Source organism: Marasmitruncus massiliensis, assembly GCF_900186535.1.
In the GTDB taxonomy this organism is placed as follows: domain Bacteria; phylum Bacillota; class Clostridia; order Oscillospirales; family Ruminococcaceae; genus Anaerotruncus; species Anaerotruncus massiliensis_A.
In genome coordinates this window covers 253,634-278,062 of sequence record NZ_FYDE01000005.1, presented here as the reverse complement: position 1 = coordinate 278,062, position 24,429 = coordinate 253,634, and the positions used below count along the sequence as shown (strand labels likewise).

26 protein-coding genes and 2 pseudogenes are annotated in these 24,429 nt (G+C 48.2%); 4 read left to right on the top strand and 24 right to left on the bottom strand.

Annotation, left to right across the window (positions count from 1 at the left end):
• Positions 1-27: 27 nt before the first annotated feature.
• From C1A10_RS09415 to C1A10_RS09395, 5 genes are read right to left on the bottom strand one after another with little or no spacing between them, the layout of a single operon-like run.
• Positions 28-630: a hypothetical protein gene (locus C1A10_RS09415; protein ID WP_479724265.1), complete on the bottom strand. Its 603-nt coding sequence runs from the start codon at positions 628-630 to the stop codon at positions 28-30.
• Complete coding sequence (locus tag C1A10_RS09410; protein WP_018306600.1) at positions 618-875, bottom strand: hypothetical protein; 258 nt, start codon at positions 873-875, stop codon at positions 618-620. The genes C1A10_RS09415 and C1A10_RS09410 overlap by 13 nt, the downstream gene beginning before the upstream one ends.
• Positions 851-3,265: a DNA cytosine methyltransferase gene (locus tag C1A10_RS09405; protein WP_341456902.1), complete on the bottom strand. Its 2,415-nt coding sequence runs from the start codon at positions 3,263-3,265 to the stop codon at positions 851-853. Before C1A10_RS09405 ends, C1A10_RS09410 begins: the two co-directional genes overlap by 25 nt.
• Positions 3,265-3,648, bottom strand: a complete 384-nt coding sequence (locus C1A10_RS09400) for a DUF7768 domain-containing protein (protein WP_101910029.1) — start codon at positions 3,646-3,648, stop codon at positions 3,265-3,267. Before C1A10_RS09400 ends, C1A10_RS09405 begins: the two co-directional genes overlap by 1 nt.
• Before the next feature lie 19 nt (positions 3,649-3,667).
• On the bottom strand, positions 3,668-4,573 hold the full coding sequence (locus C1A10_RS09395) for a conjugal transfer protein TrbL family protein (RefSeq protein WP_101910028.1): 906 nt from the start codon (positions 4,571-4,573) through the stop codon (positions 3,668-3,670).
• Positions 4,574-4,772: 199 nt separating this feature from the next.
• Here C1A10_RS09395 and C1A10_RS18475 point away from each other — a divergent pair, with 199 nt between their 5' ends.
• A complete protein-coding gene (locus tag C1A10_RS18475; RefSeq protein WP_180951075.1) occupies positions 4,773-4,940 on the top strand; it encodes a hypothetical protein in 168 nt (55 codons plus the stop codon).
• Positions 4,941-5,101: 161 nt separating this feature from the next.
• On the opposite strand, the gene C1A10_RS09390 is transcribed toward C1A10_RS18475, so the two are convergent.
• From C1A10_RS09390 to C1A10_RS09375, 4 genes are all read right to left on the bottom strand, one after another.
• Positions 5,102-5,521, bottom strand: a complete 420-nt coding sequence (locus tag C1A10_RS09390; RefSeq protein ID WP_101910027.1) for a pyridoxamine 5'-phosphate oxidase family protein — start codon at positions 5,519-5,521, stop codon at positions 5,102-5,104.
• A gap of 47 nt (positions 5,522-5,568) precedes the next feature.
• Positions 5,569-5,958 (bottom strand): VOC family protein, encoded by a 390-nt coding sequence (locus C1A10_RS09385; RefSeq protein WP_101910026.1) that lies wholly within the window; start codon positions 5,956-5,958, stop codon positions 5,569-5,571.
• A gap of 14 nt (positions 5,959-5,972) precedes the next feature.
• On the bottom strand, positions 5,973-6,413 hold the full coding sequence (locus C1A10_RS09380) for a GyrI-like domain-containing protein (protein WP_101910025.1): 441 nt from the start codon (positions 6,411-6,413) through the stop codon (positions 5,973-5,975).
• A gap of 66 nt (positions 6,414-6,479) precedes the next feature.
• Entirely contained in the window at positions 6,480-7,373 is an 894-nt protein-coding gene (locus C1A10_RS09375) for a helix-turn-helix transcriptional regulator (RefSeq protein WP_101910024.1), read from the bottom strand.
• A 358-nt stretch (positions 7,374-7,731) separates the two neighbouring features.
• On the opposite strand from C1A10_RS09375, the gene C1A10_RS09370 reads away from it, so the two are divergent.
• The 3 genes from C1A10_RS09370 to C1A10_RS09360 are packed head-to-tail and all read left to right on the top strand — an operon-like array spanning position 7,732 to position 9,809.
• Positions 7,732-8,553: a helix-turn-helix domain-containing protein gene (locus C1A10_RS09370; RefSeq protein ID WP_101910023.1), complete on the top strand. Its 822-nt coding sequence runs from the start codon at positions 7,732-7,734 to the stop codon at positions 8,551-8,553.
• A gap of 3 nt (positions 8,554-8,556) precedes the next feature.
• Positions 8,557-9,027: a VOC family protein gene (locus C1A10_RS09365; protein ID WP_101910022.1), complete on the top strand. Its 471-nt coding sequence runs from the start codon at positions 8,557-8,559 to the stop codon at positions 9,025-9,027.
• 59 nt (positions 9,028-9,086) lie between these two features.
• Positions 9,087-9,809, top strand: a complete 723-nt coding sequence (locus C1A10_RS09360; RefSeq protein ID WP_101910021.1) for a DUF5131 family protein — start codon at positions 9,087-9,089, stop codon at positions 9,807-9,809.
• Between the two features lie 169 nt (positions 9,810-9,978).
• Here the strand turns inward: C1A10_RS09360 and C1A10_RS09355 are convergent.
• From C1A10_RS09355 to C1A10_RS09285, 15 genes and pseudogenes are all read right to left on the bottom strand, one after another.
• Positions 9,979-10,086, bottom strand: a pseudogene (locus tag C1A10_RS09355) (DUF3852 family protein); the annotation flags it as partial.
• 102 nt (positions 10,087-10,188) lie between these two features.
• The gene (locus C1A10_RS09350; RefSeq protein ID WP_101908603.1) at positions 10,189-12,006 is read right to left on the bottom strand and encodes a reverse transcriptase domain-containing protein; all 1,818 of its coding nucleotides are present in this window, start codon (positions 12,004-12,006) and stop codon (positions 10,189-10,191) included.
• Positions 12,007-12,605: 599 nt separating this feature from the next.
• Positions 12,606-12,836 (bottom strand): annotated as a pseudogene (locus C1A10_RS09345) (DUF3852 family protein); the annotation flags it as partial.
• Positions 12,837-12,906: 70 nt separating this feature from the next.
• Positions 12,907-13,377 (bottom strand): hypothetical protein, encoded by a 471-nt coding sequence (locus C1A10_RS09340; protein ID WP_101910020.1) that lies wholly within the window; start codon positions 13,375-13,377, stop codon positions 12,907-12,909.
• A 14-nt stretch (positions 13,378-13,391) separates the two neighbouring features.
• Positions 13,392-15,077, bottom strand: coding sequence for a DUF8193 domain-containing protein (locus tag C1A10_RS09335; protein ID WP_101911616.1), 1,686 nt, complete (start codon positions 15,075-15,077; stop codon positions 13,392-13,394).
• A gap of 163 nt (positions 15,078-15,240) precedes the next feature.
• Positions 15,241-15,804: a DUF6262 family protein gene (locus C1A10_RS09330; RefSeq protein ID WP_101910019.1), complete on the bottom strand. Its 564-nt coding sequence runs from the start codon at positions 15,802-15,804 to the stop codon at positions 15,241-15,243.
• On the bottom strand, positions 15,797-17,332 hold the full coding sequence (locus tag C1A10_RS09325; protein WP_101910018.1) for a tyrosine-type recombinase/integrase: 1,536 nt from the start codon (positions 17,330-17,332) through the stop codon (positions 15,797-15,799). Before C1A10_RS09325 ends, C1A10_RS09330 begins: the two co-directional genes overlap by 8 nt.
• The gene (locus C1A10_RS09320; RefSeq protein WP_180951074.1) at positions 17,325-18,749 is read right to left on the bottom strand and encodes a tyrosine-type recombinase/integrase; all 1,425 of its coding nucleotides are present in this window, start codon (positions 18,747-18,749) and stop codon (positions 17,325-17,327) included. Before C1A10_RS09320 ends, C1A10_RS09325 begins: the two co-directional genes overlap by 8 nt.
• The gene (locus tag C1A10_RS09315) at positions 18,742-19,827 is read right to left on the bottom strand and encodes a tyrosine-type recombinase/integrase (protein ID WP_180951073.1); all 1,086 of its coding nucleotides are present in this window, start codon (positions 19,825-19,827) and stop codon (positions 18,742-18,744) included. Before C1A10_RS09315 ends, C1A10_RS09320 begins: the two co-directional genes overlap by 8 nt.
• Before the next feature lie 339 nt (positions 19,828-20,166).
• Positions 20,167-20,568 (bottom strand): hypothetical protein, encoded by a 402-nt coding sequence (locus tag C1A10_RS09310; protein ID WP_101910015.1) that lies wholly within the window; start codon positions 20,566-20,568, stop codon positions 20,167-20,169.
• Positions 20,558-20,881: a hypothetical protein gene (locus tag C1A10_RS09305; RefSeq protein WP_101910014.1), complete on the bottom strand. Its 324-nt coding sequence runs from the start codon at positions 20,879-20,881 to the stop codon at positions 20,558-20,560. The genes C1A10_RS09310 and C1A10_RS09305 overlap by 11 nt, the downstream gene beginning before the upstream one ends.
• Before the next feature lie 238 nt (positions 20,882-21,119).
• On the bottom strand, positions 21,120-23,390 hold the full coding sequence (locus C1A10_RS09300) for a DEAD/DEAH box helicase (RefSeq protein ID WP_101910013.1): 2,271 nt from the start codon (positions 23,388-23,390) through the stop codon (positions 21,120-21,122).
• A 10-nt stretch (positions 23,391-23,400) separates the two neighbouring features.
• Positions 23,401-23,733: a hypothetical protein gene (locus C1A10_RS09295; protein ID WP_101910012.1), complete on the bottom strand. Its 333-nt coding sequence runs from the start codon at positions 23,731-23,733 to the stop codon at positions 23,401-23,403.
• Positions 23,734-23,735: 2 nt separating this feature from the next.
• On the bottom strand, positions 23,736-24,056 hold the full coding sequence (locus C1A10_RS09290) for a nucleoside triphosphate pyrophosphohydrolase (protein ID WP_101910011.1): 321 nt from the start codon (positions 24,054-24,056) through the stop codon (positions 23,736-23,738).
• The gene (locus C1A10_RS09285; protein WP_101910010.1) at positions 24,037-24,429 is read right to left on the bottom strand and encodes a (deoxy)nucleoside triphosphate pyrophosphohydrolase; all 393 of its coding nucleotides are present in this window, start codon (positions 24,427-24,429) and stop codon (positions 24,037-24,039) included. The genes C1A10_RS09290 and C1A10_RS09285 overlap by 20 nt, the downstream gene beginning before the upstream one ends.

Here is a 24,429-nt window from a genome sequence, read left to right as displayed (position 1 = left end):
GGCACTGTTTTTTCTTTTTTTCTGTTCTTACTCACCGAAAATCACCCACCTTTCTCCGTCATAATCCTCGTATTGTTCCGTTGTAACATTCTGCTCATAATAGACACCCAGCAGGCGCTTGATGTCCGATTCACCCGCTTTGCGCACCGTGAAGCCCTGATCCTTGAGGCTCTTTTCGATGCGGGAAAGATAGGGCTGAACATCGCTTTCTTTTTCATTCCGAAGCCGGATGATGATTAAAAATTCCCTTGCCGTCGCCATCTGCACCTGCATACGGTCAAGGGCAGTCATGTCCTGTGCCAGCAGCTTTCGGATGACAGGGTTCTGCTCGGCGTCCATTCTGGCTTTCAGGTAGCTTTTGTTGTCCTCAAAGTTTTCCCGGCTGTTTAAGCACAGCATTTCAATTTCAGCAATTCCCTTGAGTACATTCATGAGGGCATAAATCCTTGCCCCCACACTGCTCTCAGACAAAACACTGATATTCGTAGGCTTAATCATAAAAAATACCAGCTCCCCATGGGGCGTTACAAGACTGTGGCCGGTGATGCCATCAATGCCCATGAGCTGGCGGGTGGAGGCTTTTCCTCTGGCCTCCTGTTTCTTTTTCTGGTTCATATTCACGCCCTCCATTCATAGGTCTGCTGCTTTCCAAAAAAGAAAGCGGCGGCGTAGCGGATAAAATCAAGAATGCTCACATCCTCGAAACGGATGGATAAAAAGGCATAGACCGCCGTCAGAACAATGGGCGGCAGCCAGCCCAGCCGGGAGAGTGCGAAGACGGAAATCAGGCAGCCAACGCCGATGATTCCGATGTCTCGCAGCTCCCACAGCCACAGGGTCGCCTTGGATTTTAAGTTGTCGGGGTAGATGTACATGGGGGTGATTCCTCCTGTTCCTCATAGATTTTTCGCAAAAAATAGGCGATCCCACGGAGAACAAAGTTCACACATGGTATCGCCACGCTGTTACCCAGTGCCTTGTACCGGGCGCTGTCCGATGCGCCGGGAATAAGCGTCCAGCCATCGGGAAAGCCTTGGAGCCGTTCACATTCCAGCGGTGTCAGCCTGCGAATGAGGTTGCGCCTTTCCACAATGCATTTATTCTGACTGACATACTGGCTGCCGATGCCTTTCTCATCCCCTCGGCACAGCGCACCCACCACCTCTTGGTATGGTTCGCACACTGCGTGGCGGTCGGAAGTCGTAATGGTGTAGCTGATGTCCGACTGACAACCGAGACCGTTGCCGCCATTTTCCGGCTCCCGGTCAATGGTGTTGCCCGCAATGCAGATGGTTTCCTGCAAAATCGCAATGCCGCCTTGATTCTTGCTGGGGTCGGGGTTTGTCGTGTCAATGGTTCTGGCAACGTCCGTTTCCCGGCATCCTGAATGGGGATTTGCCGATTTCATGCTGTTGGATTCCTTTGAATCCAGCGAAAAGGCAACGGCACTGCCCACCAGCGGAACATTATTACCCCCGGTTCCCATACGTGCGGACATGGTGGGCGCCACAGCATGCGGGCCGGTGTAGCGGCTGTCGATTCCGTGATTTTCAAACAAGACGGGCTGATTATTGCCGGAGGTTCCTGCGGCGGAGGTAATAGTCGGGCAGATGCCCTCGCCAATTTCAGCGCCGCCCTGCTGAGTTGCCATGACCAGCGGCTGGTGTCCATGCTCCTGGGCGCGGAGCGTACCGGTAATATCCTCGGTGCAGTGCATCTGGCCGCCGCCCTGGTCGTTGAGGCACAGCACCGATGGAGCCGTACCCGTTTTGATGGTAGGGGAACACTCCGCCTGATAGCCGATTCCCCTGGCTTCGGCACTGGCATTGCCGCAGAAGCCTGCGGTAAGCACACAGGGGTAACCCTGTCCGGCCTGCCCACCACCGCCAGTTAGCGAGGTGTGTGTTTCGGGAGTCAGAAAACAATCTCCGTTACCCTTGCTGACAACGCCTGCAGCAAACAGCAGCCCTGCCGGATTTCTGCCCCCGCCGCCGTCTGCACCGACAAGAGTCGGCGCCACACCCTCCGGCGTAAACACACGGCTATGCTGGGTATCCCAGCCGTTCATACAATTGGGCTGGGATACCAACGGAGGATGCCCTCCCATACCGGCGCGCAGTGTAGACGAAACATCCTCAGTGACATCCATCCGTTCGCCGCCCTGATCGTTTAAGCAGAACAGCGGCTGTCGGGTGACAAAGGTCTGCATCTGCATATTTTGGGTTGCTAACAGTGCACCAGATATTCCATCCAAATCAATTACTTCATCCCTTTGGTTGACATGAAAGGCACTGATTTTCTCGGTATCCGCCACAAAGGTCTGCTGCTTCATCCCCGGCTGGGCCTGTACCGCCCCCGCAATATCGTGCAAATCCCGCACTTCGTCACGCTGGTTGGCGGCAAAGGCTATCGCTATTTTTTCTTCTGTCTGGATATATCCGTGTCCGCCGCCTTCGCCGCCGTAGAGGGCGGGCCATGTCCCGGTTTCCTCAAAAATGCGGCGGCTCTGCACATCCCATGGGGTCAGGCAAGCCCCGCCTGTATCATCAGGGCATCCTTCAGCTGGGGCGGCAGTTCCTTGCCGCGGGCCTCCGCTCTGCGCAATATCCCCAAACAGGCTGTCTTGCTTAAATAGTATTTCTGGTGCGGTCGTGCCTCCAAAATCTGCGACAAGGAAGATGCGACGGCGGCGCTGGGCGACTCCCCAGAATTGAGCGTCCATGACACGCCAAGCCAGGCTGAATTCATCTCCCAATACGACAGCCCCAGCAGATTCCCAGCGCCCGGACTCAGGTCGAGGCACATCACAGACACTGTACTTAATGCGGACGACCTCCTCAATGACCGCCCTGAAATCCTCCGCCTCTGAGGAGCTGAAAGCTCCGGGGACATTCTCCCAAACGAGGTATCGAGGTCGAACAAGGTAAGCTGGTACGTTTCGTTGCTCATCAGCTTTTCTCATCTCCTTTGCAATTCTGGTTTGCTCCATAAACAGCCCGGAACGCTCACCCGCCAAGCCCCGGCGCTGGCCAGCGACCGATAAATCTTGGCAGGGTGAGCCGCCGCAAATGACGTCCACAGGCGGCAGTTTCGCTCCGTCCAGCTTTGTAATATCCCCGACATGGAGCATTTCGGGGAATCGGATTTTGGTCACTTCAATGGGAAAGGCTTCGATTTCACTGGCCCATACGGGAGTGATACCGTTGCGGATAGCCGCCAATGGAAAACCTCCGATCCCATCGAAGAGGCTCCCCATCGTCATCATCAGGCCATCCTCATCGCCTGCTGGGGAGCTTCGGCCGGTTCGCTGTTTTTCGCTCTGCCGACAGCAAAGCCGTTTTCCTGTTCCATCACCCGGCGAACCGGGATTCCGATTCTGACCGCTTCCTCGATTTCAAGGTGCATTCCATGGGAGATGCGGTCGCCGTAGCACCACAACTCGTCGCAGCGGGGCAGCATGGCAAGCCCCATATCCAGACCCGCCTGGCGCTCCTGCGGCTTGGAATCATCAAGGAGCTGCGGGTATAACAGATGGGGCGCAAAAAAAGCGTGCCCCTCGCTCATCACATGGCGGCACGCTTTCCTGGCAAATTCGGTATTCTGTTCGATGTCCCCGGCATAAGGGGACGCCACATAGATTAGTTTCATAGGCTTTTTCCTTTCTGTGCTATTTTGGCGCAACCGCCTGCACGATGGTGCGGGTAGTGTTGACGGCCGCCTGTGCGGTATACACGGCGCTCATCACATTGGCCTTTGTGCTGGTGTCCAGCCCGAAGGCTCCGGCAATTCGCGGTACCTCTCCGGCGGCCAGCATCAGACCAAGCCCCAGCAAAGCATGGGTTCGCAGCACCATAAGCCCTGCCGCGAGGATGGTCGCCTGTAAAAACGTGGTCAGGCACAGGCCGATAATCTGCTTGCACCACTGTGTAAAGCCGTCGATGTAGCCGCGGGGAACAGAGAACATATACAGGCTGCCCACGGCGATCTGGATCAGCAAAATACCGCCGCGCTTCAGGTTGGCAAAAAACACTTTAATGACCGCATAGCCCATCATGATAATCATAAAGAGCAGCAGGATGGGGCTGGTAATGACAGCCAGACCGCCGAACACGCCGGAGCCCATGGCGCCGCCGATATCCGCCGAGCTGCCAAGCTCGGAAATGATGTTCCCCGCAAGGTCGCCGAAGCTGGTTCCGTAGCCGGTGATGCCCGCCGTGAGGCTGCTCTGGAGATTCACCGAGAGCTTGAAAAGCTCCACCGGCACAGTGGTAAAAAGGGACACCGCCATAAAGCCCTTGATAGCATTTAAGGCGGTGTCCTTGATGCTGCCCCGGCCGTGCTGGTACTCGATGCCGGTTTCAAACGCCGACACCACCAGCCCGGTTCCGTACAGCGCCCAAGCCAGATAGGAAAAAAACAGGACGATGGACTGCACCCAATTCATTTCGAACAGCTCCACGCCCATGTTTCCCATCTGTGCAAAAAAGTCGGCCAGAAAGCCGACTACCTGTCCGTAGAGCCATTCGATGATCTGATCCATGACGGTTCCAAGGACAAAGTCCCATATGAACATTGGATTCTCACCCCTTTCTGTGAAAATAAAAAAGGCACACCATAGCAATGCTGCGGTGTGCCTGCGTATCCGTCTGAACGGATTTCTGACAGGGAGCAAAGATTTAGAAAACTTCAAAAACGACTTGACAATCCGCCCATTCAGAGCTTCAATACCACACAACGGTGGCCACCGAAATAAGGAAAAGGAGGTCAATTGCGTGGCAGACTACAAAAAAATGTATGATTCGCTGTTTAACGATGTGACGGATGCCATCTCGCTGCTTCAGCGTGCGCAGCAAAAGACGGAGGAGCTTTTCATCTCCGGCGACGACGGCGTTATTGTGGAGCTCAAAAGAGATCCGGAGCCCGACAACAACGATAAATAGCAAAGCCCGTTTATAAAAAGCAAGGAGAGCGGTTCTGCCGTTCTCCTTGTTTTGCTGCTGCAAACGTCTTTTGGGGGGAAATAAAAAAGCGCACCGTGGGTTCGTTCACAGTGCGCCTTAGAGAATATTTGCAACTCGCTTATGCTTACAGGAGTTTCAGATTATACCGCAATGGTGTCCATGTGTTTAAAGTCAATGACCACATCTGCTTCGTGAAAGGTGATTTCAAACAGAAGCAGCGCAGGGAGCACATCCGGGATACTCATAATGTATTTCGGCATCTTGGTCAAAAACTTGTCTTTGATTGCTTCAATCGAAACAGAGCTTTTCTTAACAATACCATTTTTGACCCGAACGTGTTCTTCACCATTCGTCGGAATCGTTGTGAATGCCACATGCGTGTTTTTCTCAAACTCCGCAACCTTTTGATTGTCGCGAAAGGTGGAGAAATACAGGGTTTTCGTCTCTGCATCATAATAGAAATTAACGATGCGCACATTGGACACTCCATATGCCGCTGTAGCCAGCGCCATAGCTGTTTGTGTATGCATCATGCGCTCAAATTCTTTTCTATAGTCCATTGGTTATTTCGCATCCTTCTTTAGGTCTTAGGCAATCGTATCAATGCTTATTTGATAAAGGAACCGATTTCAATTAAGTTACCCTCTGGATCTGCAACATAGCAAGTCCGCTGTCCCCATGGCTCTGTTGTAGGCTCTAAGACAGGCGCCGCACCTTTTGACACAACTTGTTTGAAAGTATCATCGACTGCAGCAAAGTTTTCTACACCCATCGCAATTTCATAATGGCCATGGATGCCGTTGGCATACGAAAACGACCTTTTTGCCATCTGCTCAAAATCGGTTCTGCGATAAAGTAAAAACAAAGTGCCATCTTTCACCAGATAGACATTGCTGGCATCTTCTTCCTCCTTGATTTCAAACCCAAGAACATCACGGTAAAAACGCACCATTGTTGGCATGTCTTTTACGAAAATTCCGAAGCCATCTAATTTCATACGTTTTCCCCCCTTTACTTCAGAGCAATGTAAATATCAATATCACAGTTTTCCGGGTCGGCATTTCGGTATTCCTCGAAATCACCTGTAAAGCTGCGATCTAAATCTGTCTGCCAAATCTCTCCCCATGAGTCAGAGACGGCCTTTTCCCTATGCCCATGCACAGAGAATTTGGCGTATTTTCCGGCAGGGATTGTTTTTACGGTCAGTTCAGGATTTTCTGCCTTGGAAACCTCGTTGCCCGCCGTTACGCAGTACCCGTCAGCTGTGTAATCGGAATACAGCCCAATGGCGTACTCGTTTATCTTGTTTTTTATCATGGCATTGATACCACCTTGGTACAGCTTCTCCCAAAGTCCGCCAATGATTTTTCCCATTTCAGGGTCGCTGTTGCTGGTCGCAGCACTTACCCCAACAATAATCTTTTCCTCTAAATGCACAACTTCGTAGTTCATTTGATCGGCCTCCTTGTCTTTGATGCATTTATCATAGCAAAGACCAATTGACAGCAGCGTGTCATATTATAAATATTGTGCCAGTGTTTTTTGCAGCTTATCCTTTATTTGCAGGCGGATATCCTCCGGTTCTATAATTTCACAATACTCACCGAAGGTCGCGAGATATTGATAGACCCAATCACCTCTGGGCATGGTGAGCTGCGCAATGAAATCACCGCTGGGAAGCGTTTTGTACTGTGAAAATTCATCATAGACACGATACGCCATTTTCTTTGACAGCTTTAGCCTAATGGTCACGAAATCATCTTTAAAAATCTCGCCGCCCTCAAATACCTTCGCCGGGGCAGTGCGTTCAAAGTGCTCATCAAGCGGCTGTAATTCTTTCATGCGCCGCAGCTTGAAAAACCGATAATCCTGACGCACTGTGCAGAACGCATAAAGGTACCAGCTCTGTCCCTTAAAACAGAGCTTCATGGGTTCTGCTGTGCGCTGCGTGCTGCCCTCACTGCTGTGATACCGAAAAGCCACTTTTTTCTTTCCGAGAATGGCGGTTTTCAGTAGGCTGAACAGCTGCGCTTCCTCATCAGCATTTGCCCAACCAGAGAAATCAACTTCGACCCAATCGGTGTTGGTGTTTCCGAACAGGGAGGACAGCTTTTGCACCGCAGTATTGGTTTGCTCTAAGTTGACCGCCTCTACTGCGTGAAGTGCAGCAAGGATATCTGACTTTTCGCCATCGGTCAGGACAGTTTTATTGAGAACGAAGTCCGGGAGCAGTGAAATTCCGCCGCCCTTGCCCTTGGTCATATAAATGGGTATTCCCGCCGAGGACAGAAGTTCCACATCCCGGTAAATCGTGCGGGGTGAAACCTCAAAGTGTGTAGCAAGCTCCCCGGCGGTCATACTTTTTTTGTTTAGCAATAGATAAACCATTTCAAATAGCCTGTTAATCTGCATATTATCACCTCTACTGCTTTTATTATAAGATGATAATATGACATCTACAAGACATATTAAAACAATGGAACATTATTTGTTTCACTACATCCCCCAAATCGTCCAGTCAATGCTTGCATAAAGACGGTGAACGGATTTTAATTTTCATAGCACCGAACTCCTCCCTATTGCCTATGTTTAATTGATTGAAACTTCTATTTTGCTATGGTAAACTTATTTCATATATTTACTGAGTAAAACCATTTTGAAATGATAGTGAAGAAAAAATTGCCTCAAAAGGGTGTATTTATTTTTGCTTAATTTGGATTTGGCGGATAAACATAATGAAAACGTCACTTTGAATATAAGGGGGAACAATATGATTACTAAAAATGACAAGCAATTCAATATGTTTCCCTCACATGTAGGGCTACGAAAATATATTCTATATTACAATATCGTGTTTCCAGAAAATGATACGTTCATGGCACAATATACGCTTATGCCTAACGCTTGCGGAACATTGTCGCTTGCCTTTGATGGAACCGCTGTAATTGCTGAACTATGGGGAGCATCCCTAACCCCTGTTTTCTTAGGAATGGAACCAAATGGTTATCATGTCCTGCTACTTATCCAGTTTTCGCCCTATGGTTTGTATCAAATCACACGCCAAAGCCAAGCGGAGTTTGCAGACAAGCGCCTTTCGCTTGAGGACATTGACAACGAGCTATTTCATTCGTTGTATCAAGCCTTTATAGAGTCAAAAACCGCAATAGAGTTAGTAAATACTTGTGAAAAAATATTATATAGGCGCATGGAAAATCCCCTTATTTCGGACGCTTTGTTATTAGCTACCACAGTAATTTCTGATAGTTACGGACAAGTACAAGTGAAAGAAGTTGCCCGGCAATCGGGTTACAGTGAGCGACAATTAAATCGCTTGTTTCTTGCGCAAATTGGAATGAATATTAAGGACTTTGCACGCCTAACCCGCTTTAACTATGTGTTAAAGCACATTCAAACATCGCCTTGCTTTTTTGCAGCATTGTCGCAACAAGCTGGCTATTTCGACCAAGCCCATTTTGATAAGGATTTCAAGGCTATCAGCGGTGTTTCACCTCAAGACTATCTGAAAACAATGTCGGATTTTTACTATGACGGCACAGAGATATACGATACAATATCCTCAAAGGAGGATTGAAAAATGAAATATCAAGGTTGTCTTTTAGCGGTTAAGGATATACTCGCTTCTAAGCATTTTTATGAAAATGTGCTTCATCAAAACGCGGTCATGGATATTGGCGTGCATGTAACCTTTGAGGGCTTTTCTCTGCAACAAGGATACGCCGAGCTTGTTGGTGTAGCAGTCGATAGCGTGAAAGAGCAGTCACACAACTTTCAAGTCTATTTTGAAGTAGAGGATTTAGACAAAGTATACGCCGAAATGAAAAGTATATCCGGCTTACAATGGGTGCATGAAATAAAGGAATACCCGTGGGGGCAGCGTGACATTCGGGTATATGACCCGGACAAGCACATTGTGGAGATTGCAGAGGATATGAATACCGCTATCAAGCGCTTTTTAAATCAGGGCATGTCTGCTGAGGAAGTGGCCAAGCGCACAATGTTTCCCCTTGAAGTCGTAAAACAGTATGCGTCGTGCTTTGATATATGACACATGGCGGCTTTGGTAAATCCAAGCCGCCATTTTACTCTGAACAAAGGAGGGTATCTATGAATTGGGAGCCGTGGACAGGCTGTTACAAAATAAGTGATGGCTGCACAAATTGTTATTTTTACGGGCCACACGCGAAACGCTATGGTCAAAACACCATACAAAAAACAGATAAATTTGATTGGCCTATAAGAAAAACTGCAAAAGGCGAATACAACATTAAAGGAAACAAAATTCTTGCGACCTGTTTTGCAACTGACTTTTTTCTTCCCGAAGCAGATGAATGGCGTAAAGAAGTTTGGTCTATCATCAAGGAAAGAACGGACATAGATTTTTTGATTTTAACAAAACGAATTGACCGTTTTCTCATATCGCTTCCATCAGATTGGGACGCAGGATATGACAATGTGAATATTGGGTGTACTATTGAAAATCAAAAATTAGCAGACGAAAGGCTTCCACTCTTTTTATCCTATCCGATAAAGAGGCGGTTTATTGCTTGTGCCCCACTTTTAGAAATGATAGATTTAACGCCATATCTTCATGGCGTAGACCATGTGACTGTCGGTGGTGAAACAGGGCGAGAAACCCGTGTGTGTGATTATGATTGGGTACTTAATATCCGTGAACAATGCGTAAAAGCAGATGTAACCTTTTGGTTCAAGAATACAGGCTCACTTTTCAAACGTGACGGTGTAGTGGAAAAAATAAATCCATTTAAGCAAAACAGTGTGGCAAAAGAGTTAGATATTGATATTTCAGATGGGAAAAGGTTGTTCTGATCAAATCAATGGAGCAAAGCATTATTGCCTGTTTTATTTGATGAATGTTCTGAACGAACCAAATGAGAAACCCCTCAGTTGGTGACTAAGTTCACCTACACAATCAAATCTGACTTGCCACGAAATTGAGCCGTTGCACCTTACTTAGATGCAACGGCTGTTGCTGTATCTACATGCCCAATATAGTCCAGATATAGGTCGGCGCCGTCAGGGTGAACACCAAACAGGCAAACAAAATCGCTGGCGCGGCCCACTCAAATTGTCCGTGTTTTCTATGTGGGCTAAGTGCCCAGCGCCTTACCATATTCCTATGGCAGGTTTCCGAACACTCGCCCCCGAACCGTGCTTGCACCTCTCGATGCACACGGCTCTCCACTTGTTAATTCAGTTTTCCAGAGTGTAACTTTTCGTGACAGTCTAAGCAGAGCGCCAGCGTCTTGCGGTTTCTCGCAATCATAAAGCGCTCCCAATAGCTTTTACCTTTCAGGTCTTTGAGCTTCCTGACATGGTGAATTTCAATCTCACAGTCAGTTTTGCCGCACAGCTCGCATTGCCCTGCGGACAGCCTTGCCATCAAGCTTGTTTTACTGGAATACATCACAGTTTGGGGGATAACGTCTACAACGGCATTTTTCTGCAAAGGCTTTCTTGCGAAACCCTCATTGTAAAACAGTCGTGTTTTTGTCTTTCCCTCTTTATCAGTGAAGCGTACTCCAAAGTTCTTGCCGATACGCAGTTTCTCAATCATTCTGCGCATGGTTGTGCGATATTTGGTCGCAAAGGTTTTGAACATACTGTACTGCATGATATAGCCAAAAGAGCTGGCATGAGCGGCGTTATTGGCAATACGGTAGTAATTGCGGAAGCCCCTGATTTCACTGTTGTACTGGTCAAGGATTTCGAGGTCATCGTTATCCTTGAGATAGTACCGGGCTTTCGCTTTCCAGTTGTCTTTGCCATAGACCGTTTTTTCAATGGTCATAGCACTGTATTCCAATAGCTTTTTACGCATAAGCTCCGTTGGCATTTCCAAACAGACAGTGCCGTTCAGGTGGCGGCAGAGCCGCCCTGTCTTATCCTTTTTGGTAGCGGTAGAACGCCGTACATAAATGTCATACCCCAAAAACCTTGCTCTTTTTTCGGAATGGGTTATCAGCGTTTTTTCATCTGACAGCTCTAAGATCAGCGTGTCAGCAACAAAAGCCTTTACCTGTTCCTTTATTGCGATTGCGTCCTCTTTACTGCCAATAACGCCGATAAGAAAATCATCAGCATAACGGACATATTGAAGTCGCTTAAAGCTGGTATCAAACGGGTCGGAATAAGGAATCGTCAGCTTTTTACGGTCAATCTCACGAATTTTCTCTGTGAGCACCTGCTTTTCTTCCTCTGAATTGGTGTTGCGCAATTTCTTGGCAAGCACCCCACGTTTTTTCTCCAGCTCATAGGTTTCAGGATAGACAGCACGGACAGCTCCCTTATCAAACCGCTTTTTCAGTTCCTCCATATACCTGTCCAATTTATCCAGATAGATGTTGGCAAGAATGGGGCTGATGATACCGCCCTGCGGCGTACCGCTGTAGGTGTTATGGTACTGCCAATCCTCTAAATATCCAGCCTTTAGAAACTTGCGGATAAGACGCAGAAATTTTTCATCTTTGATACGTTCCGCTAATATCCCAATCATGACTTCATGATTGATATTGTCAAAGAAGCCTTTAATATCTCCCTCAACAAACCACTTCACGCCAGTAAAACAGACCTGTGCTTGACTAAGTGCCGTATGGCAGCTATGTTTTGGGCGAAAGCCATGCGAGGTTTTCGCAAAACCGCCCTCATATACTGCTTCCAGCAGGAGCCGCACACATTCCTGTACCAGCTTATCGTCAAAAGAAGGGATTCCCAACGGACGCATTTTTCCGTTTTTCTTTGGGATATAGGTTCTTCTTGATGGTTGTGGCTGATAGCTCTCGTCCTTTAGGCTCGCAATCATGCCATCAATGCGATTCAGGCTCATTGCGTCGATGGTTTTTCCATCGGTGCCTTTTGTCATATTCCCTTGGCTGGCATAGATATTCTGATAAGCCAGCAAAAACAGCTCACGGTTATACAGATTGCGGTAGAGCCGTTCAAAGGTATACGACCTGTCACTACTGTGGTTCTGTAAACTGCTTAACATATTGATTGGATTTCTCATGGTGTATCACACACCTTCCTTTCTCTATTGTTAAGATAACAAGCTGCCGCCCTTCGCCATGTATGCGGCGTTACCGCACTCGGACTACTACGGCGGCTCCGTTGCCATGCCGAATATTCAGCGTCATCTTTCTTGGCAAAGCCTTGAAATTTATCACCACAAAGGCATTACGCATAGCCGGATTTCCGGCATTTCGGGTTAGGCAATCCCCGTTTAGCAATGTAATAATAGCGTAGATGATTGTCGGATAGCGTTTCCGTCCTTTTCTCCATACGGAGTTGAGCCACACAGAAGCTCACCCACATATACTCGACTAATGTATTGTGGCTGTGCGGTATGGCGATAGCTGTCTTTCGCCAAAGTTCCTACATAAACCTCTCGGACTGCGCTTCAGGCAGTATGGCTTTTATCCTCATATCATCTGTTTCATCTTCCCATTCAGTCGTGGGCTGACAACTGCCCAACTCATGGGTTTACCGGTGTGCTATTTTCCCCTATGAGGTTTCCCTCTCAGGTAAGCCGGTTGATGACGGGCAAATGAGCTTTTACCCGCTGGATTGCCAAGTCCAGAATTATTACATCGCCGTTACGGGCGCACAGTCGAAATACGCCGTCCCCAGTTTGGCGAAGAAAAACACCGCCAGAATCAGGTCAATGGCGGGGAACACCACCTTGTTGACCACCGTCTTGATTTGCCCGGAGGCATCGTTCCACGTTCCCTCAATCGCCCCGGCTACATCCCCATTGGCTGCAAAGGCTGTTGTGCTAAAGAGCATTGTTACCATAAGTGCGAGAGTAAGAACAAGGGCGATTTTTTTGTACTTTTTCATAAAGACCACCTTTCTAAAATTGCAAACAAGGCAGCAGAATTACTCCTGTGGCCTTGTTCCTTTTCTGCTTTTATAGCTGCATGGTCATACCCATACCCGGAGTCTGTTCCTCCAAAAGCGGAGCTACCGCAAGCACCTGCGGATTCTGGTAAAACTTCAGGTCGCCCCGAAATCCCTTTTTCAGTTCACTGAACTCTTTTGCTTGCGTAAGGAGTTCAGCGGAACAGCCGGGCGGCAGCTCCTGATTCCAGCGCACCCAATCGCCGTTCTGATAGCGTGGCTCCAACTGGAGAATCACATAATCCTCCGGCACGAAAGCGGGGTATTTCCGCCAGAAGCCCTGCGCGTCCACATAGGGATGCCCCTCCTGCATGACGGTCATTTCCATAAGACGCAGGGTATCCGCAAGAGAGGTGCAGAACCAGCACTCACGATCTCCGAACCGCCGGATGCGGCCATCCTTGAGAATGGCCTCCAGCAGATCCGTTTTTGTGTAGTGGTATAGGCTGCCTTTGGGAGACTCAATCCGTTCATATGCCATTTCTTCTCCCTCCCTTACGGCTGGATGGGACCGGCATGCCAATCCTGCCACAGATTGCCCTTTATGGTCAGACTGTCGGTCAGGTTGGCGGACAGCATCCCGTCGGGCGTCCACGCATCTATGAGCCATGTGTTGACGGTATAAGCACCGTCCGGCATCCAGATCGGGCTGAAATGGGTGCGGTTTTTGTAGGTGGAATACGGATTTTTCTGAAACTCAAACCGCCCTGTACCCATCCGCTCCAAGAGCCGCCAGTAGGTTTTGTAGCCGAATTCAGAGAAGTAGCTGACCGCGTTCTGCGGCTGGGTAACCGCCGAGCTTTGGCTGGAGCCGATGCTCCCGGTGGCAGTCTGGTTGATGCCGTATCCTGATTTCATTACCGTCCTGCTGGCGGTGGGATTCTTGCTGTCGCACTGGATGCTCATATTGGAGGTCAGGCTGGCGCTATAGCGATCCAGATCGAATTCCCACCATCCATGGTCACACCAGTATCCATCCTCATCATCTCCATGCCACACCCAATATTCCTGCCACCACGGACGCCAGACGCCCCAGCTTGCCGTGCTTTTCACAGCTCTGCTTGGAACGGAAGCGCGGGAGAAGCTGTCATTGCGGTCATCGGCTACAGGATTGGGCGGCGGGTTCTTATCAAGGTCAACAATTTTCACATTGAGGGTCGTTTTCGCTGTGCTGCCGGGGCCGGACACCGTCACTTCAATGGCCATGTTCTGCTCGGTATCCGGGGTTTTCCATTTCACCCACGCAAGCTGGCTGTCGCCGTCAGGGTAGTAAACATTGCCCACGCTGTAGGTCTGACCGCCGATATTGAAGCTGACACGGGTGGGTTTATCCGGATCGGACTGGCCGCCGCTGATCCGAACCGCTGTAATGACGTCGGTGTTGACCCGGTACTCATAGTCGTAGGCTTCAATCTGCGGTTCCTCCGGCTTTTCCTCAAAGCGGACGATGCCAAGCCCAAGGCTGGATTTGATATCCGCATTGGTGGCGGCGCTGGTTTTGCTGCCTCCCCATGCGGGATAGCCCAGGTCGCTTACTTCCAAGAACATGGCGAGAGGGAGATTCTTGTGGGTGAGGGATACCATTCTTTTTCGGAGCAGGCCGCTTGTCTGCTCGTCATAGAGAGCCGCCTCGGTGGCAGTGGTGGCAATCATGGTGCCCTCAAACTTGTAGTAGGCGACAGACTCTAAAAGTATTTTATACTCACCGCCAATAAGAACATCGTAATTCATGCCTGTGACATCCGCTATTCGCTTGACCACATATTCCGAACAGAAGTATTTTTTGATGGCTTCAATGTTATTACTGCCGTTGGTGCTGATAATGCGGGGCATGGTCTGAGCAGGATTGATATATTGATATACGCTTGTGGTAGGCGTCAATCCACTGCCTGTGGTATATTGCAGCTTGCTCACTTTTCCAAAATGCACTTGAATATTATCGGGTTTCTTGTTTGTAAAATCTATCGGTGTGGTAACAAACGCATGATCGCTCGCACGCACCACCGTCACACGCACACCTTCGTTGCCGCCGTTCCATGAATTGGTGCTGGTTCCTTGCCCCATGCCACCGCCTCCGCCGTCAATGTTTCCGTTGCCGCCGGTGTCGGCAAACGCAGTCATCGGGCAAAGCAGGCAAAAAATGAGGAGCATCGGCAAGACTCTCAAAAGGAATTTTTTCATCCTGACCTCCTTTTTTGCAAAAGAAAAAGGCACGGTATCTTTCAACCGTACCTTCATATAAACATTGTTTTAATCCATTGTTTATCTTTAGGAGGCGGATGTCTAACACGAAACAACCGCCTTGTTTTACAGGGATTTTTACACATTAGATATTCCTCCGCGTCTAATACGTTGAGATGATTTTCCGAATCTGCTCATAAAAGTCCTGCTCAGTTGACTCTACCCCAAGAGTTTCACCGCCAAACCGACGTAAAATTTCGGCTTCAGCCCTGCCTGAGATTGCGGCAAAACTGCTTTCACGAAGCTTTTGAATAAATCGGTTGTCAATCACTTCTTGCCGGGGTTGCAATGACAGCCTGTCCCTCAGTTTGCGGTTTTCCTCTTTTATCTCCTCAAATTCCAGCAGCTGCAGGATGAGATTTTCTTTATCCTTTTTCAATCGCCGGACTTCAGCACGCAGAAGCTTAACTGCATCCATGTTTTCAACAGGAACGGGCTGCTGCTGTGATTGCTTTTGCATCATCCGAAGGCTGGAGATGCGCTCTCTTAAACGGGGATGGTTATACAGGGTAGCCTTGGATACGCCAGCCTCCGCAGCAATCGTGTTGAAATTAATAGGTCGTTTGTCCTGTTTCAAACGGTCGATTGCGGTATTGACCTTCTTTTCGGTCTTAGCACTTTTTGTTTCAGAATGCGCTTTCAGGCCGGATGTGTTTCTTTCAATCATCTATCTGCACCTCCAAATTTTCCACCAATGGTTTTAAATACTGATATTTCACATATTGCCGCTGCCAGTCCCGTTCTCGGCCTAACGAACGGAACCGCTCCATTTCCCGCTCCATCAGCTCCAGTTCTTTTTTCAGCACCGGGTAAAAACTGATTTCCGTGATGTAATTCGGGCAGTTGTAAAAGAAGCATCCGTCACCGCTTGTACAGTTGCCGCGGCGAAAATCATACAAACAGATGCCATTGGGGAGCGGATTGAAACTGGCGGCACTTGCCAGTTCTGAAATCACCAAATCGATATCCGTTTCAGCCCGTCCTCTGAAGTAGGCTTGGAGATTGTTTTGAATCTCTGAGGCTCTAAGGCCGGCGAGCTTTGCGTTAGGGCTTAGAATAATCTCCGCATAGATTTCCTTTACTTCGGTTTCCTGCAAGGTCAGGTAGTGAGCGGTCATTTCAATGGATACGTGCCCAAACTGCTTCATAATATATGAGATTGGCAGTTTACGCTTAATCAGCTCCCGCACATAAGTCGCTCTGAATTGATGGCTTTTTAGAGGGTAAACCTCACCATCGCTGCCGCAGATGTTCCATCGCTTGATGAATGGAGCTATCTTGTATGTGGCAAAAAGGTCGGTTTTGTATACCACCACATGATTATGAAACCGTAATGCCCTTGTTAAAAACAGCTCTTTCAGGCCGCTTTCTTCCCGAAGCGGCTTCGTGTAATCGCTCAATTCTCTTACCGCATCGCATACCAATTGATTGACAAATACCTTATGCGGGGCTGGTTCAGCGCGTTCCGTTTTTCCCAGCATAATCTCCATATAGGCGTTCCCGTCATCTGTGGTGTGGATACAGCCCTCCTGAATAGACACGACTTCACTGATCCGCAGCCCTGTCTGACTTTGGATGATGATGCCCGCCTTTGTTAAGACATCAGTTTCTTTGTTAACAGCGCAGTCAAGGATTGTATTGAAAATATCCTCCGGGATCGGTTTGAACTTACTGCTTTCCCGATTCATCGAAGCACGGTTTCCCCACAGACTGGCCGCCGACATATGCAGGAAGATATTCTCGCATGGGACATCCCATCCCTTAATCTGGCCTGTCTGAATAATTTGCTGTAAAATACGAGAGCGCTTAAATCCAACTGAGCGTTTATACTGCTTCACATCCTTCATCCATAATGCGAATTCCAGGAATACTTCCTGTGTAACCTCCCGGAAGCTGTTGATTCCCATCAACTTGAAATACTCAAAAACTACCGGAAGAACCCCATTGATCTCATGATGGACGGAAAAGGGTTTGATTTGACCCAGCCGAAAGTAGGCATACTGCTTCACAATCTGTTTCATTTGCTCATCGCCGATGTACCCAAAACGGATTTGCTTATGGGTACTTGACAGCGTTTTACGCGGCATGTACGGTGTGAGATCCCATGTATCCTCTACAAACCATGAATTCCCGATTTTTATGTTTTCAAAGTCAGCCCCTCCGGAGAGGATTTGCTGTTTCAATGCCTCAATCATCTTTTAACGCCTCCAGTCCCGCAATGATTTCTTTTAAGACGGCTACTGTCCCCGAAAAGTGTTCGGCATAGTGATGCCCGTATGGGTTATTGGCAAGTTGCTCCTCCAGGGAACGCAGATATTCCCTGTGGTGTTCCAAATACTCCGGGGTTGTGATATATCGGCTGCATGTATAGCATTTTTGCCTGTTCAGCAGGCGTTCGCATAAAACGCCCTGCTGAAATGGCTGCGTGCAGTAGCCGTCACACATTCTGGCACAACCATTCCGGTTTTCCTGAAACCAGGACAGCTCCGCGCTGTCCGGTATAACCGACTCATCGACGGCTTGAATATTCCCGATGATTCCGATGGAACGGAAAACATCCGCACGGGAGCTGTCTTTTACGTCCGCATAATGCATTTTCGTGGAGCCAACCGCGCTGTGCCCAAGGACAGACTGGATTACACTGATGTTCGTGCCCTTGGAAAGCATATCCGTTGCCAAAGTCCGCCGGAATTTGTGCGGCGTCAGGCGATAAAGCTCACCGCCCTGGTCAGTGATATTGTTCCTTGATGCAAAATCCTGCATATCGTTTCTGAATTCTGATTGCCCAATACGTGTGACCCTGCCCGCGTTGCCGCCTTTGCTGCGCAGTTTCAAAAATATAAGCTCTTTCAGTTCGAGGGAGGCCTGCGTTCTTAGATACTCTGTGTGCTCTGCCAACTTTCGTACAGCATCGGCACATTCGTCCGGTATTGGCATCGGCGGCTGCGGTTTTCTGTTTTTATGGTTGTACCAGGTTAATGTGGCGCCGCTGATGGGGTGTGGGGCGAGACATCCCGTTTTTAACCGAAGCATATCCTCAATCCGCATTCCGGTGGAACGCAGGATGATAATGCCGTATTTCATAAATGGGTTTTGCTCATCTTCCAGGGCGGATGAAACCTGAGCCATAATTTCATCTGGAATGAATTCAATTTTAAGCTTGCTGTTTGTTCCGATATACTCATTGCCGGCGAAAATTTCTGTTTGTGGAACCTCCTCCGGCATATGAAGCTGGCCCCAGCGGATTACGTTTTTTACAACATCCAGACAACGTTTCTGATATGCGTAAGCAAGTGGCTTTTGCTTTTTTCTTAAGACCGAGGTTTTCAAATATATGATAAAATGGCAGATGTCATCGTTGCAAAGCGAACGCAGACTGTGGATTTCTTTCTGCTGCGCAAAGCCGAAAAAGTACTTAAACCCTAATATTTCATTGTAGAGCCTGCATACCGACTTGCTCTGCGTTTGATAGCATTGCCGGATATATGCTTTGTACACTCTTTTGATTTGCGCGGCCTTCATATAGGAAAAATCAAAGCGGAAATCCTGCCCATAGTATTGGGAGCATTCATCGGTTTCTAATAAAGTCCAGACATCTTGGCTGTCATTCACCATGCGCACCTCCCATGCCGGAACAGCGGCTCCAGTACTTGCTCAGACTCTCGAAAAGGTATCGGTTGGAAATATGAGTGTACTGCTGCGTGGTGGTGATTTGCCGGTGGCCGGCAATAATCCTCACAACGCTGATATCCATGCCGCTTTCAACGAGGGCTGAGATGAAGGTGTGCCTGAGTGCGTGGAAATGAAAGGAAACGCCCGCCTTTTTCATTGCCGTATGGAACACTTCGTATGCTGCGCGGTAGCTTAGCGGTTTTCCATAATGCTCTTTTTTCAGCGATACGAAAATATAATCGTGTGCGGTATTGATTAGGGCTCTTTCCTCCAGAATATACCGGTCGATTTCTTCCAGTAAGGATGTCGGAAGATATAGCGTGCGCCGGCCTCCTTTTGATTTTATGTCCTGAAGGATGCTGATGGGTGAGGCTGGATCAGGATAAGGAATATCCGCTATCCGTAATTCCAGGACTTCCGCAATGCGTGCCCCTGTAAGCTGAAGCGTTTTTAGTATCAGCCTGTCTCTTGAAGTGCCCAGATGCGCTGACACCGCGTCTATCTCTGACGGCTGTACCAGCCTCACAGCCTTGCTGCTTTCCTTGACCTTAAAAACGGATTGTTTCGTCTGATTGTCACGCCTTGTATGGTACAGAAAACTTTTGAACATGCTTTGAGGCCGGACAATATCCTTCATAAAAATGGGGGTTTCAACCTGATTCATGATTTCACAGTATTGATAAAAGCTGTGGACTGTCCCCAAGATATGATTGATGGTTTGCGGCTGTCGCGAGCTGTCTTGAAACAAGGCTGGACTATGCCTGCCTTGCGGCTGCCTGAGAAATTCTACAAAATCGCCCAGGCGCTGGATTGACATCTCATCATACGCATATCCGCTGTGTTTCAAATAGTCCCAGAATATTTTCAGATCCCTGCCATACGCTTTTATTGTGTTGTGCGCCATGCCTCGAAGCCGTTGATACTTCAAAAACTCCCATACGGGCTTGACCAGCCGCATGTCATCATCGAAAAGCGCTACGATGATTTCCGACTCCCTTTTAATAATGCTTAATTCCATAAACATCGCCTCCTGCGTTTTTTATATGTCTAACAAGACAATTGCCTTATCGTACCATATAAAAAGGGGCGATACTGCTTTAGAGATTAACCTTATAAATAAATTGAGCCGCAGATGAATCCACCTGCGGCTCAATTACCAAGAGCCCTTTAGTTATGGGGCTTCTATTAACTTTACGTCTTGGTCACTTTTATCTAAAGATTACATGGTGCCAACCATTTTATTGATGTCACCATCGCCATCCACCAAGGTGCCACCACCCATGCTACCGATCTTGTTGCCGTTTTCGCACATGTCCTCGGCATAGATGCATTCATTCGGTTCATCGTTATCATCTATTCAGCCGAAGCCTAAGAAGTAGCATTGCTTTTGTCCGTTTACCACACGGGTGTCGCCCATTTTAGGTGTAGTGATTTGATCGTTTTGCGGTAATGTGACTTCCTTGGCTGGTGGCTTAAAAAAAGGCTTTGCCTGAGTGCTTGTTTTTGCGATTTCCTCGGAGCCTACACTCGTTTTTGGCATCTCAACTCCTTGGGGAGGTGTAACTGGCCTATGGGGAAATTCCTTGTCCGCTTGCCCTTTATCCATTGTGGGAAAGTCAGAAATTAAGCACTCAGAAAATTGAGGGATGCTCGGCTGGATGCACGATGGTTTTAGAATTGCCTGCTGCGGTTTTCCAATTTGCGTTGCCAGCAAAATGGCACAGGTAACGCTCGTGAAGAATACGATTTTAGCTTTCATCTCCGGATTCCTCCTGTTCCATAACAAAACGGCCGCCTGCATTGAACTGCTGCTCAAGCAAACGACCGTTGTCAATCATATTCAACTGTGCGCATAACCGCCACGCAAGCCAGAATCCACATTCAAAGCTTTCTCTGGCACGAGCCCCGGCAATCAAATCCTTGTTATCAATGATGCGCAGCACCAGCTTTCGCTCCGGTTTTTCCAAACTGCGGATCAGCGCTTGGTGCGCATTGTCAACTTCAGCTTGCGCTGCAGTGTCGGGGATGAAATTGTTGTAGCTGTCGTACAGCTCCTCTAAAATGGTTTTCATTGTGTATCGCCTCCTTCTTAGTGACACACAATACCACAAGATGAGGGGAATAGCTACCAAAAGAAGATAAAGAACTTTTAATGATGCGGATGAGTCGACTCAACATAGTTAGTCTTTCAATGGGTATAAATCGTTACCATACGAATTCCCTTCCTAAGTCTACCATTTGGACTATAATTAAATAGGTTTCACCAATTATTTTACCAGGGGACTCCTTTGCTAAATATACTATCAAGGGCTATTTCTCAAATCTTTGATAGTACCCCTCTAATTTTTCCTCGCACACACGCAGTATTTCTGTCTTATCCTCTTTGCTCAACCGTTTCCACACGCTGCTATCCACCTCGACGATACCCAGTGTTTTGGTGTGGCGGAGCATATCCATATCCTCAAATCGCTTGAACGGATTGGCGAGAATATTTCGCTCAGCTTCCTTGTCAGTATAACTACCCTTGATAAAAATGCTATTTTTCTTCTCCACCACAAGTCCGCTACTGCGGCGATTTTCGTAGAAGGCACGGAAATACGAGACAATGTCGGAAAGCTTGATTCTGCCCTTATCATCCGCATAAAGCAAAACTGCTTTCAGTAGCACCGGCTTGTAGGAATAGCTCATATCCATCTGCCTTACCATGTCTAAAAACAAGTCCTTACGGTTATCATCGGTGATGAGTTGCCAGCCAAATTTTTCGGCATGCTGTGTCAAGGTTTCCTCTTTGAAGTATTTGAAGGTGCGATGCTCGCTCATGGGTACCAGCAAATCCGGTACAATTTTGCCCTCACGGACATAGCGTTCAATGGTTTCGCTCTGCACATCCACACGACGGACAAACTCCATCTGGGATATCATTCCTGCCGCTTCCTCCTGCCAGTTGAAAATATCCACCAGCTCATAGTCGGTGGCATCCACCGGATAATCAATCAGCGCGTCTGGTCGCTCACCTCGGGCGTACAAGCCTTCCTGTGCGGTTTTCTGTGTTGCGGGTGCCAGTACCAACGCACCGGGGCGATAGTCCTTCAAGCGGAACAGGCGGTGCAACGATTGTGGCATATTGTACTGGCTTGCATTGTCTACAAAGTCGAAAACCATCAGACTTTCTTTGTTCTCGGAAAGTCGCATACCTCGACCCAGCTGCTGGGTGTACAGCACTTTGGACATGGTGGGGCGAGCCATGAACAGGACCTTGGTTTCGGGGCAGTCCCAACCTTCGTTGAGTAAATCGCAGGCACAAAGCACCTTGATTTCGCCTGTTGCAAATTTCTCCAAATGCTCCTGGCGTTCGCTGGATTTCATGCTTCCTGAAACCGCCATCGCCTCAACATTTGCAGAAACAAACAGAGCGGAGATTTCTTCTGCGTGATTCACGCTGGCACAGAAAATGACAGTTCGCTTGTTTTTTACATAGGACAGCCATGTTTCTACAATGAGGCGATTTCGCTCTGGAACATAGATTTTACTCTCCAAATCCCGAATATTATATTGAATGGAGTTGAATCGAACCTTGGTGAGGTCGATGTTGGTATGTATGCGAATACAGCGGACAGGCACCAGCTCGCCGATTTCCACCGCTGTTTGAATGTCTAATTTATGGGCGGTTTTCTTGAAAATATCCAAGATAACCGTGTTGTCGTCGGTGCGTTCTGGGGTTGCCGTAAGACCCAAAGTGAATTTCGGCTTAAAGTAGCTGAGCACCTTTTGATAAGTGTCCGCCGCCGCATGATGTGCTTCATCAATGATGAGATAATCAAAAGCATCGTCTTTGAATTGCTCCAGATGGAGTGCAACGCTCTGAATACTGCCGCAGACTACATGGGCGTTGGGTTGCTTGATACTGTCTACATAGCGCCCCACCGTGACCTTACTCCACAGCTTGCGGAATGTTGCCGCTGCCTGCTCCACCAACTCCACCGTGTGGGCAAGAAACAGTACTCTGCCACCGCAGCTTTTGGCATCCATCGCGGCGGTAACGGTCTTTCCCGTGCCCGTTGCGTGGTACAAAAGCCCGATAGTTTCGCTGTTTGCACGCATTTCATGCAGCGATTGCAACGCAGCCTTTTGGTGCTGCTTCAGCTCCAAATTGACAGCGTCCACTGCCTTGACTCTCTGGGTCGGGAGATAGTCCTCAATCTCCTTGAATTTGGGGTAGGTACCCAGAAACACACGCAATTCATCCTTGATGCGGTCAGGCTGTACCTGCATTTGCTTCACCGCGAAGCGGTACACATCCCAGCCCAAATGCACCATGCTGTTTTGCTTTAACAGATAGTCATAAAATTTGTTTTCGGCGATGATGTTTTTGTTGTGGCTCGCCTCGTCGTCTACCTCAATCGCAACACGACGAAGTCCGGTTTCCACCACGAAATCCGCAAAGCGGCTGTTCTGGTAAATATCGTAAAATGGGTATTGAGAATAAAGAAAACCTGCCTTTTCCGCACCGAAGGCATCAGAAAAGATGTCGATAAATAGATCCTCGGCACTGCTACCCGAGGCACTACGGTAAGTCGGCATGGTGGTCACCTCATTTTCTTTCAATTCTCCCCATTCGGAACAATCGCCCTTCGATAGCCCCTCTGGTTCGACTGTGTTCCTTTGCAATTACAGACAATTTCATTCCCAAATCAAATTCGTCCGCCAACTTGTTTTCCTCTATCTCTGTCCATGGTTTTCCGGCATTTGCAGGTAAAGAGCGTTCTTTTTTTGCTTGAGGAGATAGTTCACTTAGAATTACGTGAAGCGCTCTGACGATCTCCGCTTGATTACAAATGCAGTCATCGGGAAGTAATTCTCCGGTGAGCGGATTTACACCATCTGCAAGTCCGGTAAGTAGCTCTTTTGCTCTTGTAATGTCCATATCTACTTCACTCTAACCTCTTTTAGCAATATTCTTTTCTCGAATCCACCTCGCTTGTCCGCTTTTTCATGGCGAATCCGTTCCAGATCCTCAAGCGAGTATCCTCGAGCTTTGACGACAGCTTGAATGACTTCAAGTAAATCTGCAAGCTCCTCAATTTCCTTGCTAACCTGATACTCTGTTAACTCCTCATGAAGCTTTGCATCCAGCATTTTGATGTAGGCATCACCCGATAAAACCTCCATCACGCAGGTTTTGCCGTCAGCCTCGATTATTTCAGGAATGCGGTCACGCACGAGCTTGTTATATATTTTGGTACTCATCCTTGAGCCTCCTTAAAATCTCAACATCTGCGGGGCAGAAGCTGAACTTATCAATTTCAGATACATTAATCCATTTCAAATCGTTATGCTCCAGTAGCCTCGGTGTACCATCGGCAATTTTGGCATGAAATAATGTAAGATGCACAGTAATGTCGGGGTATTCGTGGATAACATCCATGAATATATCGCCAACAGAAAGTGTGATATCCAGTTCCTCCCGACACTCACGCACCAGTGCCTGTTCCTTCGTTTCCAGAGATTCTACCTTGCCACCAACAAACTCCCACAAAAGTGCTCTCGCTTTATTGGCAGGTCGTTGGCAGATTAAAAATTGATCCTTATCCCAAATAAGGGCTGCTACTACTTCGGTCAT